The 14,025-nt window shown below is 32.5% G+C and carries 13 protein-coding genes; 1 reads left to right on the forward strand and 12 read right to left on the reverse strand.

The genetic code is table 11. From position 1 onward, the window contains the following. Positions 1-36: 36 nt before the first annotated feature. From nspC to addB, 8 genes are all read right to left on the reverse strand, one after another. The gene (nspC, locus tag B5E58_RS00925; RefSeq protein WP_088107797.1) at positions 37-1,158 is read right to left on the reverse strand and encodes a carboxynorspermidine decarboxylase; all 1,122 of its coding nucleotides are present in this window, start codon (positions 1,156-1,158) and stop codon (positions 37-39) included. Beyond that, positions 1,158-2,360, reverse strand: a complete 1,203-nt coding sequence (locus tag B5E58_RS00930; RefSeq protein WP_088107798.1) for a saccharopine dehydrogenase family protein — start codon at positions 2,358-2,360, stop codon at positions 1,158-1,160. The genes nspC and B5E58_RS00930 overlap by 1 nt, the downstream gene beginning before the upstream one ends. A 25-nt stretch (positions 2,361-2,385) precedes the next feature. After that, positions 2,386-3,234 carry an agmatinase gene (gene speB, locus B5E58_RS00935; protein ID WP_088107799.1) on the reverse strand — a complete coding sequence of 283 codons (849 nt, stop codon included), beginning with the start codon at positions 3,232-3,234 and terminating at the stop codon, positions 2,386-2,388. After that, a complete protein-coding gene (speE, locus tag B5E58_RS00940) occupies positions 3,224-4,075 on the reverse strand; it encodes a polyamine aminopropyltransferase (RefSeq protein WP_088107800.1) in 852 nt (283 codons plus the stop codon). Before speE ends, speB begins: the two co-directional genes overlap by 11 nt. 5 nt (positions 4,076-4,080) lie before the next feature. Further along, positions 4,081-5,538: an aminotransferase class I/II-fold pyridoxal phosphate-dependent enzyme gene (locus B5E58_RS00945; RefSeq protein ID WP_088107801.1), complete on the reverse strand. Its 1,458-nt coding sequence runs from the start codon at positions 5,536-5,538 to the stop codon at positions 4,081-4,083. A 22-nt stretch (positions 5,539-5,560) separates the two neighbouring features. Beyond that, entirely contained in the window at positions 5,561-6,319 is a 759-nt protein-coding gene (gene speD / locus B5E58_RS00950; protein WP_088107802.1) for an adenosylmethionine decarboxylase, read from the reverse strand. Between the two features lie 503 nt (positions 6,320-6,822). Beyond that, positions 6,823-7,674, reverse strand: a complete 852-nt coding sequence (locus tag B5E58_RS00955; RefSeq protein ID WP_088107803.1) for a PHP domain-containing protein — start codon at positions 7,672-7,674, stop codon at positions 6,823-6,825. 4 nt (positions 7,675-7,678) lie between these two features. Continuing rightward, positions 7,679-11,092, reverse strand: a complete 3,414-nt coding sequence (addB, locus tag B5E58_RS00960; protein ID WP_088107804.1) for a helicase-exonuclease AddAB subunit AddB — start codon at positions 11,090-11,092, stop codon at positions 7,679-7,681. Positions 11,093-11,201: 109 nt separating this feature from the next. Here addB and B5E58_RS00965 point away from each other — a divergent pair, with 109 nt between their 5' ends. Next, positions 11,202-11,621, forward strand: a complete 420-nt coding sequence (locus tag B5E58_RS00965) for a hypothetical protein (protein WP_088107805.1) — start codon at positions 11,202-11,204, stop codon at positions 11,619-11,621. Positions 11,622-11,697: 76 nt separating this feature from the next. Here the strand turns inward: B5E58_RS00965 and B5E58_RS00970 are convergent, their stop codons facing one another. The 4 genes from B5E58_RS00970 to B5E58_RS00985 all read right to left on the reverse strand — a co-directional run bounded on the left by B5E58_RS00970 (position 11,698) and on the right by B5E58_RS00985 (position 13,964). Next, on the reverse strand, positions 11,698-11,958 hold the full coding sequence (locus B5E58_RS00970) for a hypothetical protein (RefSeq protein WP_088107806.1): 261 nt from the start codon (positions 11,956-11,958) through the stop codon (positions 11,698-11,700). Positions 11,959-11,972: 14 nt separating this feature from the next. Next, positions 11,973-12,974: a Holliday junction branch migration DNA helicase RuvB gene (gene ruvB, locus B5E58_RS00975; RefSeq protein WP_088107975.1), complete on the reverse strand. Its 1,002-nt coding sequence runs from the start codon at positions 12,972-12,974 to the stop codon at positions 11,973-11,975. Positions 12,975-12,993: 19 nt separating this feature from the next. Continuing rightward, positions 12,994-13,605, reverse strand: coding sequence for a Holliday junction branch migration protein RuvA (gene ruvA / locus B5E58_RS00980; protein WP_088107807.1), 612 nt, complete (start codon positions 13,603-13,605; stop codon positions 12,994-12,996). 131 nt (positions 13,606-13,736) lie between these two features. Continuing rightward, on the reverse strand, positions 13,737-13,964 hold the full coding sequence (locus B5E58_RS00985; RefSeq protein ID WP_088107808.1) for an alpha/beta-type small acid-soluble spore protein: 228 nt from the start codon (positions 13,962-13,964) through the stop codon (positions 13,737-13,739). Between the last annotated feature and the right edge of the window lie 61 nt (positions 13,965-14,025).

Here is a 14,025-nt window from a genome sequence, read left to right on the forward strand (position 1 = left end):
CAAAAAATGCTCGGAAAATTCCGAGCATTTTTTATATTAAAGTCTACATTTAAAATCATTATAATCAAAAGATTTTATAAGCTGTATTTCACCATTAATATTTTTAAAAGCAATCTGAGGAAGGGGCATACCATTAAATGTATTTGTCTTTACCATTGTGTATAAAGCCATATCCTCAAAAATAATAGTGTCACCCTCTTTTAAAGGATTGTCAAAGGAATAATCTCCCATAATATCTCCTGCAAGACAAGTTCCACCAGCAAATCTATATGTATATTTCTTTTCATTAGATTTTCCGCTATCTTTAACAGGTGGTCTGTAAGGCATTTCTATTACATCAGGCATATGACAAGCTGCTGATGTGTCAAGTATAGCAATATCAATTCCATTGTTTACAATTTCAAGAACCTCTGAAACAAGATATCCTGAATTTAAAACAACAGCCTCCCCTGGTTCAAGATAAACTTCTACATTATATTTTTCTCTCAAATATTTTACAATATTAATTAAAAGGTCTCTGTCGTAGTCATCTCTTGTAATATGATGACCACCTCCAAGGTTAAGCCATTTAAGACCTTTTATATACTTTCCAAATTTTTCTTCAAAAGCATCAACAGTTGTTTTTAAATCATCTGAATTTTGCTCACAGAGTGTATGAAAATGAAGTCCATCTATAATATTAAGTACATTTTCATCAAAGTTTGATATTGTTGTTCCAAGTCTTGAGCCAAAGGAACAGGGGTCATATATTTCATGGCCTTCCTGTGTGGAACACTCTGGATTTACTCTAAGTCCTATTGATTTTCCACAATCTTTAGCTTTTTTACCATACTTTTCAATCTGCTTACAGGAATTAAAAACAATATGGTCAGCATATTTTAATATTTCATCAAATTCATCAGCTCTGTATGCTGGTGAAAAAACGTGGGTTTCTCCACCAAACTCCTCAGCTCCCAGTCTAGCCTCATAAATACCACTGGCTGTTGAACCGTAAAGATATTTACTTATAATAGGATATACAGAGTACATTGAAAATGCCTTCTGGGCAAGAAGTATTTTTGCTCCTGATTTTTCTGAAACATATTTTAATATTTCAAGATTTTCAATAAGTTTTTTCTCATCTACCAAAAAATATGGTGTTCTAATTTTATTATTCATCAGTCTACAAGCTCCGGATTAAATGATTCTTTCCAAGGAAGTCCCCATTTGTTTAATGCTTCCATGAATGGGTCTGGGTCAAGCTCCTCAAGGTTATATACTCCCGGTTTATTCCAAAGTCCATTTATTACAAGCATTGTTCCAATCATAGCAGGCACACCTGTTGTGTATGATATAGCCTGTGAACCAAGTTCTTTGTAACATTCCTGATGGTCACATACATTGTAAAGATAGTATGTTTTATCTTTTCCATCTTTTTTACCCTGGAATATACAACCTATATTTGTTTTACCTACTGTACGTGGTCCTAAAGAAGCAGGGTCTGGAAGTACAGCTTTTAAGAACTGTAAAGGTATAATTTCTTTTCCTTCATACATAATAGGTTCTATTGATGTCATACCTACATTTTCAAGACATTTAAGGTGTGTAAGATAGCTCTGTCCAAATGTCATAAAGAAACGTATTCTTTTTATACCCGGAATATTAAGAGCGAGTGACTCTATTTCTTCATGATGAAGAAGGTACATATCTTTTTCACCTACTTCATCAAAGTTATAAACTCTCTTTATTTCCATTGGCTCTGTTTCTACCCAATGACCATCTTCCCAATATGAACCTTTTGCAGATACTTCACGGATATTTATTTCAGGGTTAAAGTTTGTAGCAAATGGATAACCATGGTCACCACCGTTACAGTCAAGAATATCTATATAATTGATTTCATCAAAATGATGTTTTAATGCATAGGCAGAAAATACACTTGTAACACCAGGGTCAAAGCCACTGCCTAAAATAGCTGTTATTCCAGCCTCTTTGAATTTTTCACGATATGCCCACTGCCAGCTATATTCAAATTTTGCTGTGTCTTTAGGCTCATAGTTTGCTGTGTCAATATAATGTGTCTTTGTAGCAAGACAAGCGTCCATTATTGTAAGGTCCTGATATGGAAGTGCAAGATTTAAAACTGCATCTGGTTTATATTCATTAATTAAAGCTATAATTTCATCTGTATTATCAGCGTCAAGCTGTGCTGTTGTTATTTTTGTTTTTGTTGTATTTTCAATTTTAGCCTTTAAAGCATCACATTTTGATACTGTACGGCTTGCGATACAAATTTCTTCAAAAACTTCACTGTTCTGACAGCATTTCTGAATTGCAACGGAAGCAACGCCTCCACAACCTATAATTAAAACTCTACCCATTTTTTAAAATCCTCCTAAATATAAATTAAATTGCTAAAAGCATTTCTCTTACTATTTTACAAGCTACTGCTGTTGAAGCTCCACTTTGGTCATAGTGTGGGCTTAACTCGTTTACATCACAGCCCACTATATTACACTTAGAACAAACAAGAGTTACAGCCTTTCTAAGGGTATCAAAATCAACTCCGCCTGGTTCTGGTGTTCCTGTTCCCGGAAATACTGAAGGGTCTAAAACATCAAGGTCAACTGTAAAATATACAGGTTTTCCCTCTAATTTTTTAACAACATCTTCAAGAGTATCAAAATTGAATTTATTTGTTATAACGTGTTTTTCTCCCCAGCGGAATTCTTCTCTGTCTCCTGAACGTATGCCAAACTGATAAATTTTATTATCTCCGATAATATCCCAACATCTTCTAATAACACAGGCATGGGAAAGTTCTGCTCCAAGATAGTCATTTCTAAGGTCTGCATGGGCATCAAAATGAATTATATGGACATCTTCATATTTTTTTGATACAGCCCTAAATGTTCCCAATGTCACAAGATGCTCTCCACCAATCATAAAAGGAATTTTTTTGTCATTTAATATAGTTTCTGCTCTCTCCTCTATATCAGCAAGGGCATTTTCTGTGATACCAAAAGATAACTCTAAATCTCCACTATCAAATATATTTTTATCAAGTAAATCTTTATCCTGATAAGGACTATAACTTTCAAGACCAAAAGACTCATGTCTTATGGCACTACTTCCAAATCTTGTTCCCGGACGAAATGATGTTGTTGAATCGAAAGGTGCTCCAAAAAGCACTATATCAGCATCACTATATTCACAGTCACAGGCAAGGAATGTTTCTATATTTCTATTCAACATCTTTAAGCAACTCCTCTACATATGCAGGTATATAAAAGGCTCCCTTGTGAAGTGTTGTTGTGTAATATTTGCAAGGGAATTTATTTTTGTTCCATTTTTTCTCGTTTAAATCCTTTAATGGATGATATTTTTTTGAGGCAAAACCAAAAAGCCAATGACCTGAAGGGTATGTTGGTATATGAGCTTGATAAACTCTACTTATAGGGAAAGACTCAACAATTCTTTTGTGAGCTCTCTGCATAGCCATTGCGTCCTCTGTATAGAAAGGGCTTTCATGCTGATTTACCATAATACCGTCATCTTTCAAAGCCTTATAACAGTTACCGTAAAATTCTTTAGTAAAAAGTCCTTCTCCCGGACCAAAAGGGTCTGTTGAGTCAACTATTATAAGGTCATACTCATTTTTACAAAAACGGATAAATCTAAGTCCATCCTCATAATATATATTCAGTCTTTTATCATCAAAGGCACAGGCTGTTTTGGGAAGATATTTTTTGCACACTTCAACAACTTCCTCATCAATTTCAACCATATCAATTCTCTCTATGTCTTTATATCTGGCAAGTTCACGTATAACACCACCATCACCTGCTCCAATAACAAGAACGTTTTTTACATTAGGGTGAACAGCCATAGGAACATGAGTTATCATTTCATGATATATAAACTCGTCCTTTTCTGTTAACATCATATATCCATCAAGAGTTAAAAATCTTCCAAACTCAGGAGACTCAAAAACGTCTATTCTCTGAAAATCACTCTGTGTACTGAAAAGCTGTTTATCAACTCTTATAGATATTTTTACATTTGGAGTGTGTGCCTCCGAAAACCAGAAATCCATATTAATCAAAACTCTCCTTTCAGCACATTTAATTTTTCTATGTATGGGTCTTCTGTTCCTGTCATAGAACAACCCATATCTTTTGCACATTTTATGTATTCAAGTATCTCCTCCGTTATACGCTCTCCCGGTGCAAGAATAGGAATTCCCGGAGGATAACACATAACAAATTCACTACAAACTCTGCCTTTTGTCTCATCAATAGGAAGGGACTCTTTTTCAGCATAAAAAGCTGTATTTGGTGACATTGCAACGACAGGAGAAATATATTCAGGCACAATAAAATCCATTTTTTCTTTTGAGTGAACTCGTCTTATTTCAGACATAGCACTTACAAGTCTTTCAATCTCTCTTTCTCTATCTCCTATTGAAATATAAGCAAGTATATTTCCCAAATCACCAAACTCAATCTGTATATCATACTCATCTCTTAAAAGGTCATAAACTTCTATACCTGCAAGACCTGTATCAAGGGTAAATACAGAAAGTTTTGTTCTATCAAAATCATATATACTGTCCCCGTTTATAAGCTCGTCAGAATAGGCATAAAATCCACCTATTTTGTTTATCTCTTTTCTTGCATACTCTGCAATTTCCATAACTTTCTTAAAATTTTCTTTTCCTCTCAAAGCAAGGTTTCTTCTTGATATATCAAGGCTCGAAAGTAAAAGATAAGAACCGCTTGTAGTCTGTGTAAGATTTATAATCTGTCTTATATATCCTTCTGAAACTGTATTTTTTGCAAGTAAAAGGGAGCTTTGAGTTAAACTTCCTCCTGATTTATGCATTGATACAGCCGCCATATCTGCACCGGCTGCCATAGCTGAAACAGGTAAATTTTCACCAAAATATAAATGTGTTCCATGGGCCTCATCTGCAATACACAACATATTATTTTTATGGGCTATATCAACAATAGCTTTTAAATTTGAGCATATACCGTAATATGTAGGATTGTTTACAAGAACAGCTTTTGCGTCTGGATTTTCTTTTATGGCTCTTTCAACCTCAGACACTTTCATTCCAAGAGGAATACCAAGTCTCTTGTCACACTCGGGATTTACATACACAGGTATAGCCCCACAGAGAACCAAAGCACCTATAACACTTCTGTGAACATTTCTTGGAAGTATTATTTTTTCTCCTTTTTTAACTGATGAAAGTACCATGCTCTGTACTGCTGATGTTGTTCCACCAACCATAAGAAATGCATAATCTGCCCCAAAGGCTTCTGCTGCAAGTATTTCTGCATCACGTATTACAGAAACAGGGTGACAGAGATTATCAAGGCATTTCATAGAGTTTACATCTATACCGACACATTTTTCACCTAAAAGCTCCACAAGTTCAGGGTTTCCCCTTCCTCTTTTATGCCCCGGAACATCAAAGGGAACTATTCTTTTTCTTCTAAAATTTTGGAGGGCCTCATAAATAGGAGCTCTCTCCTGTGACAGCTTATTCACAGCCATCCCCCCTTTTTAACAATCAAAATATATTTTTACCGTTAAAAATTTCTATCATTTCTTGACGCAGACTGTTCATAATAGAAAGCCTTCTTCTTGGTGGCAACTCATAAACATCTGTGTTAAAAAGATAGTTTTGTAAATCTATTTCTTTAATAAGCATTTTTGTATGGAACAGATTTGCAGTATACACATTAATATCAACCGAATCATATTTATCTAAAGTTTCATCAGCTATATAATCCTGTATAGAAGTTATTTTATGGTCTGTAAAAAGTTTTTTACCGCTTAAATCCCTTGTAAAACCTCTGACTCTGTAATCCATTGTTATAATATCAGAGTCAAAAGAACCAATTAAAAAATCAAGAGTTGAAAGGGGTGTAATTTGACCACAAGTTGCAATATCAATATCAACCCTAAATGTAGCTATACAAGTGTCTGGGTGATATTCAGGATATGTATGTACTGTTATATGACTTTTATCAAGATGTCCAAGTTGAACCTCACCACTAGGAACCATTGAATTTTCAGCAATAAGTATTGTAACAGAAGCCCCTTGAGGTTCATAATCCTGTCTTGAAACATTTAAAACTCTTGCTCCTATCATATCAGCAAGACTTGTCAAAATTTTTGTGAGACGCTCAGAGTTATACTGTTCATCAATATATGCAATATAATCTTTCTGTTCTCTAGGTGTTTTTGCATAACATACATCATAAATATTAAAGCTAAGAGCCTTTGTAAGGTTATTAAATCCATATAATTTTAATTTCTGCTCCATAGATATATCTTCCTTTTCTTTATTTGTGCACAAAAAAACGCAGACAATGTAAATACATACAATGCCTGCGTTGGAAAATCTGCTTTATTTTAAATATCCAGACAAAATTATTCTGAATATTATGATTTTAGATATGCAGATAAAGTTTTCAGAGTCTATATAGCAAATATCTTACTTTTACTACTCTTATTGACCGTTTCACAAGTTTTGTGTCGTATTCACACCGGTTATAAAGGAACCAACTTATAAAATTTGAGCTTCTAACTCAATCAATAAGGCAACGAAAGTTACCAAGTTTAATCGGCTTTCGACCAGGCTGTCCGTATGGCCATAGCTCTTTTTACAAAGAGCGGTCGACAATATTTGCACAAAGACTTCTAAAAATTCATCTTCATACGCAAAGAATAATATCATAACTGGAATAATAAGTCAACAATATTTTTATATATAAAATTTTTTGTTAAATATTATCGAAAAATATTTAGTATTGTTAAACAAAATATTTACAATATACTAAATTTTATATTTTCAATATATTCATAAGGTATTTTTAAATTGCCCATACCTGTTCCAATTTTTATATCTGGTTTATTGCCACCGTGAAAGTCACTTCCTCCACTTATCATAATATTAAACTTATTAGCAATCTTTTTAATATTTTTTTCCTGTTCATCTGAGTATGTGGAGTATTCTCCCTCAATACCTTTAAGACCATACTCTATAAGCTCTGATACAAGTTTTTCAATCTGTTTATAACTCATTTTATAAAGTGTAGGGTGAGCCAAAAAAGCAACTCCTCCTGCATTATTTATAGTTTCTATACACATTTTAGGAGTTATAAACTCACGTCTAACATATCCCGGTTTTCCTGGTGAAATAAAATATTTAAAGGCTTCATTTTTAGATTTAACATATCCCTTTTTTTCAAGAACAGCAGCAAAATGAGCTCTTGTTATTATATTTCCTCCGGCTTCATTTATAATGTCATCAATAGTAATATTCATACCTATTTTTCTTAAATTTTCTACCATAAGAATATTTCTTTTATCTCTTGCCTCTTTTATTGATTTTAAAGTTTCATTTAATTTATGATTTTTATAGTCAATAAAAAATCCAAGTATGTGTATTTCAGTTTCTCCCTCATAGGCTGCTGCAAACTCTATTCCAGGTATAACCTCAATACCAACTTTCTCTCCCTCTTTCAAAGCTTCCTCTATACCTTCAACAGTGTCATGGTCTGTAACTGCCACAGCTTTAAGTCCTGTTTCTTTTGCAAGGTTTATAAGCTCTGTTGGTGTAAGTGTTCCGTCAGAAGCTGTTGTGTGAGTATGCATATCAATAAAATAATTGTTCATATAATCACTCTTTTCTATTATCAGTAATTACAGTTTCTTTTCTTATCTCCTTCCATATGTCCTCATCTTTAATTTCTTTCAATTTATTATAATTATTTTCAGGCATATTTATGTCAAATCGACATATGGAATGATAACTGCAATATCTGCAAGGTGTCATGTCTTTACTCTTATATGGTTTTATATCTATATTTCCAGAAAGTATATTTTCACCTATACTCTTTGCTTTTTCTCCTGTAAATTCCATTAAACTTAAATAATCATCTTCAGAGGCAACAGATGTACCTGTCTTTTTCAATTTACCTTTTGACCCATAGGAAACAGGTACAATGTCAGATGTTCCCCCATTTTTAAGGTCTTCATCAAGCCCTTCAAATACAGCTTCATTATTAAGCACAAGTCCTGACATTTTAAGTTCCTGTAAAAGTTTCTTTTCAATTTCTTCTCCTGTCATTTCTGAAACAGATTTTATTACAGGGTCTTGTATTTTGAAATAGAAAACTCCTCCTGGAAGAAGATTTTCAGAGTCTCCCATATTTTTAATTAAAGCGTCAATATATATCATAAGCTGTAACTGCAAACCGTAATATATATCTTGAAGATTAAAGGCTTTTGTTCCTGATTTATAATCTATTATTTTTACATATTTTTTACCATCTGCGTCAAGAACGTCAACTCTATCAATTTTACCGTTCATAATCATTTTTTCACCGTTTGAAAGTTCTATAACGATAGGTGGTAAAGCACCATTTATGCCAAACTCCATTTCATAGCCATAAGGTTTAAAACTTCCCTTTTTAACGTGTTCTGTAAGTGTTGTTGCGGCTCTTTTTGATATTCTCTCAAGACGTTTTACAAGATATCTATGGGAAGCTGTACTTAAAAGAATTTCATTTCCCAATTTTGGAACATTCTCAGATACAGCACTCTCAATAAGTTTATTTGTATCCTCTTTACTTATATCATTCCAATTTATATTATTTTCTGCCATTTTAACTTCAAAACTTTCAAGTATACTGTGGAAAAGGAAACCAAGGTCAGGAGTTCCCAGTTCATATAACTTTCTTTCTTTTGCTGAAAGAACATACTCAACAAAATAGGAATATGGACAACTTACATATCTTTCAAGCCTTGAAATACTTGAATAAAGTTTGCCATTATATATTCTCTTTACAGTGTCTTTACTGAGTTTTTCAGATATATTTTTATCGTATATTGAATTTACAACAGTATCAACAGAGTTTTTCCAGTCCTCTTTCTCGTTATAGAAAGATAATATATCTTTCCAAACATCAAAACCTTCACCCTCCAAAATCATTCTTAAATTTTCTCCCAATCTATGGAATACAGGTACAGGAGAAACTATATTATCAATACTGTTTTTGTCATATTCCAAAACTTCAATATCATTAAAAAGATTTTTAATTCTTGTTATAAGTGGAGAAGGTCTCAAAGATTTTCCGTCAATATCACTTTTTCTATAACTCATATAAAGGTAATGGGAAGGCTTTGTTATACTGGTGTATATAAGAAATTGTTCCTCAAAAGCCATTCTTTTTCCATCTGGTGCTAATTCAACACCTTTTTTATCTATAATCTCTCTTTCACTATCTGTAAATATTCCACTAGCTTCTCCCGGTGAAGGAAGTATTCCCTCATTAACTCCCAAAACAAAAACAGCTTTCACATTTGGAAGTCTTGTTCTCTCAATATCTCCCACAATAACACTATCTGCCGTAGGAGGAACAATGGCAAATCTACCTTCTCCAAAACCTGCATCAAGTATTTTTGAAAATTCTAAAACTGTCATTCTCTCATCGCCCAAGAATGTATTCATTTTTTCAAAAATATCATTCATTATTTTCCATACCTGTTTGTATTCCTCAGCTTTTCCTATATCATAATTACTCTTTAAAGTATTTACTCTGTCAGCTAATATTGAAGATATGTTCATATTATTAAGTGTATTGTATATACTCTCTATAAACTTTCTTATTGTATATTTTTTATCTCTTTTTATATTTTCATAAAAAGGTTTTAAATATTTTAAAACATCAGACTTTATTCTATTTATATTGTCTTTTTCTTCGCTTTCTTCATCTTTCTTAAATCCATATTCCCACAAATCATTATGCCATCTATAACCCTTTATTCCATAGGCAAGGACATAGTTTTCTAAAAGGTCTATATCTTCTCTTTCAATAGGAACAAGACCTGTTTTTAAATATCTGAACATACTTTCATAAGAAAATTCTTTATTTACAATATCAATTATACTTCTCACAAGTTCAACAACAGGCTGTGAAATTATATCATCTTTACTGTCAATGAAAACAGGTATATTATACTCTGAAAATATACTTTTTATATTGCTCTCATAGTCATTGACATTACGCATTAAAACTGCAATTTCTCTAAATCTAATATTTTCATCTCTAGCCATTTTTAATATATTTACAGCACAATTTTCAATCTCATCATATTTACTGTTGGCAGAGAATATTTTTACACCATTACAATTATCAGACACAACAGGAGGATAATAATTAAAATATCTCTCAATATGTTTTACACCTTCATTTACAGCTCTTTTCTGTTCATAGAATATAACAGGGTCATTTATTTTAACCCCTCTTTCCTGTGCCTCTGTCATAAGTTTTTTTGCAGTCTGTGCCGGCTCAAAAAACAATCTTGCAACAGATGGATTTTTATCATAATAAGTATACTTATCCATAGGAAGAACAACATTTACTTCCAAAGCACTCTCCATAAGTTCCCCTATTACTTTATTTTCCTGTGGTGTAAAACCATAAAATCCGTCAATATATATATAACTGTTTTTAACTATTTTTGAATTTTTTAAATCCCTTGCAAGAATATCAAGTTTTTCATCAGATGAAATATATTTCTCTTTTACATATTCATCATAACCTTTCATTATTGTTAAAAGGTCTTTTATTTTCATTTTTATTACAGAGCTTTCATCTACATTTTCATAAAGTTTTAAAAGTTTTTCATTTGTAACATCATAGTTATAAAGCTCTCTGACAGTCATTGAAAGCTGTTCCATAAATCCTTTTTTGTCAATAGAATTTTTATAATAAACAAGCTCATTTTCTTTATCAAAAATAACTTTTCTAAGTACCATTGATTTTCCCGACTCGTCAAGAGTTTCTTTTACACTTCCACCCTTTTCAATTGCCACATTATGAGAAAGTCTGCCAAAGGTCAAAACTTTTGCAGATAACATTCCAAAACCCTTTGTTTTTTCGGAAAGTTCTTTTTCTCCCTGCAAAGAAAACTGTTCAGGAACAATATATATTACATTAAGTCCTTTATCCTGTTTTTTTGAAATTTCATTTAAACAAAAATCTGTTTTTCCTGTTCCAGAACGTCCTATTATAAATCTTAGGCTCATAAAATCACCTCAAAAAAATTTTTTACAAATAATATTTATTATAACATTAATCATAAATACAGTCACAGCAAAATAAAATATATTAATCATGTAATTAAGGAGGCTGTGTATGGGAAAGACGAGATTTATGGTAATAAAATTTAAAGAGCTTGTAAAAACAGCAATATTTGCCATACTGGGAACAATACTTATAATAGCAATAATATATTTTCTTATACCCCACAACAGTGATGATAAATCAGTATACGTTCCCGGCGTATATACATCAAAGATAGGCGTAAATGATGATAGTCTTAACATTGAACTGACTGTTGATGAAAGCCAAATAAAATCAGTAAAACTTATACATACTTCTGAGACAATACCTGTATTTTATCCTCTTTTTGAAAGTACAGCAGAATATATAGGAAATGAAGTTGTAAAACTTCAAGATGTCTCAAAGGTTACAGTACCGGAGGAAACTGCCGTTACAGGAAATCTTATAATAGATGCCATAGAGGAAAGCCTTCAAAAGGCAAAGAACCAATGAAAACATTTTTTCTCCTCTTTATATTATAAAAAGCCTTTGAAATATCAAAGGCTTTTTTATTATTAATAGAAACAAATTAAAATTCATTCCAATATTTATCTATTGTATCTTCACCAACTGCTTCTATGTATGAGTCAGCAATTTCAAAAATTTCTTCCTCATCTTTAATTCCTATGCAGTATCTTCCCTTAGACTCCATAATCTCTTTTTTGCCCTTTGGAGTTTTCATCCACTGTCTGAATTCTTTTTCCCATTCATCAGCACGACTTTCCATTCCCTCGAAACAGAGAAGTTCATCTTTTACCTGTAAAATAAGTTCTTCAATTTCAATTCTCATACCCTAACTACTCCTTACTTTTCTAAATATCCTATTCCAAAATGTTTATAACCTAAATCCGTAACAATTCTTCCTCTTGGTGTTCTCTGAATATATCCCAACTGTATGAGATAAGGCTCATATACATCTTCTATTGTTTCGGCTTCCTCACCTATCGAAACTGCAAGAGTATCGACACCAACAGGTCCACCAGAAAATTTTTCTATCATAGCCAAAAGCATTTTTCTATCTACATTATCAAGTCCCATTTTGTCAACTTCCAAAAGGTCAAGGGCATATTTAGAAACTTCCTCAGTAATTTCGCCGTCATATTTAACCTGTGCAAAATCACGAACTCTCTTTAAAAGTCTGTTTGCTATTCTAGGTGTTCCCCTTGAACGTCTTGCAATCTCCTCTGCCCCTTTATCATCTATTGGAATATCAAGAACTGATGCAGAACGTTTTATTATTGTTTTAAGCTGTGATATGTCATAAAGCTCGAGACGGTGTATAACCCCAAAACGGTCTCTTAATGGAGCTGTTAAAAGTCCTATTCTTGTTGTAGCACCTATTAGAGTAAACTTTGGAAGGTCAAGACGGACACTTCTTGCTCCCGCCCCTTTACCTATAACAATATCAATAGCAAAATCCTCCATGGCAGGATAAAGTATTTCTTCTATCATTCTATTAAGTCTGTGGATTTCATCTATAAAAAGTATATCGCCTTCTCCAAGGCTATTGAGTATAGCAGCCATATCCCCCGGTCTTTCTATTGCCGGTCCTGATGTGGTTTTAATATTAACACCCATTTCGTTGGCAATAATATTTGAAAGAGTTGTCTTACCAAGTCCGGGAGGCCCATATAAAAGAACATGGTCAAGGGCTTCACCTCTACCCTTTGCCGCCTCAATAAAAACTTTCATATTACTTTTTACTTTTTCTTGACCTATGTATGATTCAAGATTATTAGGACGGAGTTTAGGTTCATTTTCCAAGTCCTCATCTCTAAACCCAGCAGTAATAATTCTGTCTTCTATTGTTATCACCTGTTTCTAATTAAAATCTAGCAAGTTTTTTAAGGGCAAGTTTTAAAATATCTTCCGTTGTTTTACCCTCCTCAAAAACAGCAGAAACAGCCTTTGCCGCCTCACTTCTTCCATATCCCAAAGAAGTAAGAGCCTCAATGGCTTCAATTTTTGAGTTATCAGTAACAACAGAAGAAAGTCCCTTACCTTCTCCAAATATTTTTTCTTCAATAAAATCTTCTGTTTTAAATTTATCTTTAAGTTCCAAAATTATTCTTTGAGCAGTTTTCTTTCCAACTCCCGGAGCTTTTGAAACAGCAGCAACATCATCAGATATTACAGCCATAATAAAATCAGCAGGAGTTAAATTTGATATTATACCCAAAGCACCCTTAGGCCCTATACCGGATACTGTTATAAGTTTATTGAAAATTTCCAATTCTTCAAAATTTTCAAAACCATATAAAGATATGCCATCATCTTTTACACTCATATAAGTGAAAACTGTGACATTATCACCTATTTTACCGATATTAGACATAAGTTTTGGAGAAACAAATATTTTATATCCTATTCCTCCATTATCAATAATAACGAAACTGTCAGACAAATATTGAAGTTTTCCTTTAATATAAGAAATCATAATTGTTCCTTTCTTAAATAATAAAACAGCATATTTTATATAATTATACTTGATTATTAAAAAAATAACAATAATATTATATATTGAAAAAGCTGTCTTAATAAGACAGCTTTTAAAAATTAGTTTATAAATTATTTTGAGCTTTTATCAGCCATAGCTTTTTCCTGAGCTTCAATCATTTTTTTAACCATATATCCGCCTACATAACCATTCTGAGCAGATGTGAGGTCTCCATTATAGCCCTGTTTTAAAGGAACGCCGATTTCGCTTGCAACTTCGTATTTGAATTTTTCAAGAGCAGCTCTTGCTTCGGGTACATTTACCTTATTTGATGTTCCTGAACTAGAATTGTTTGACATAATTAAATTCCTCCTAAAAATTAAATACTTTTTTGTTACAATAGTATTATTTCTCTTTATA

The organism is Tyzzerella sp. An114, from assembly GCF_002161055.1.
GTDB lineage: Bacteria > Bacillota > Clostridia > Lachnospirales > Anaerotignaceae > Fimicola > Fimicola cottocaccae.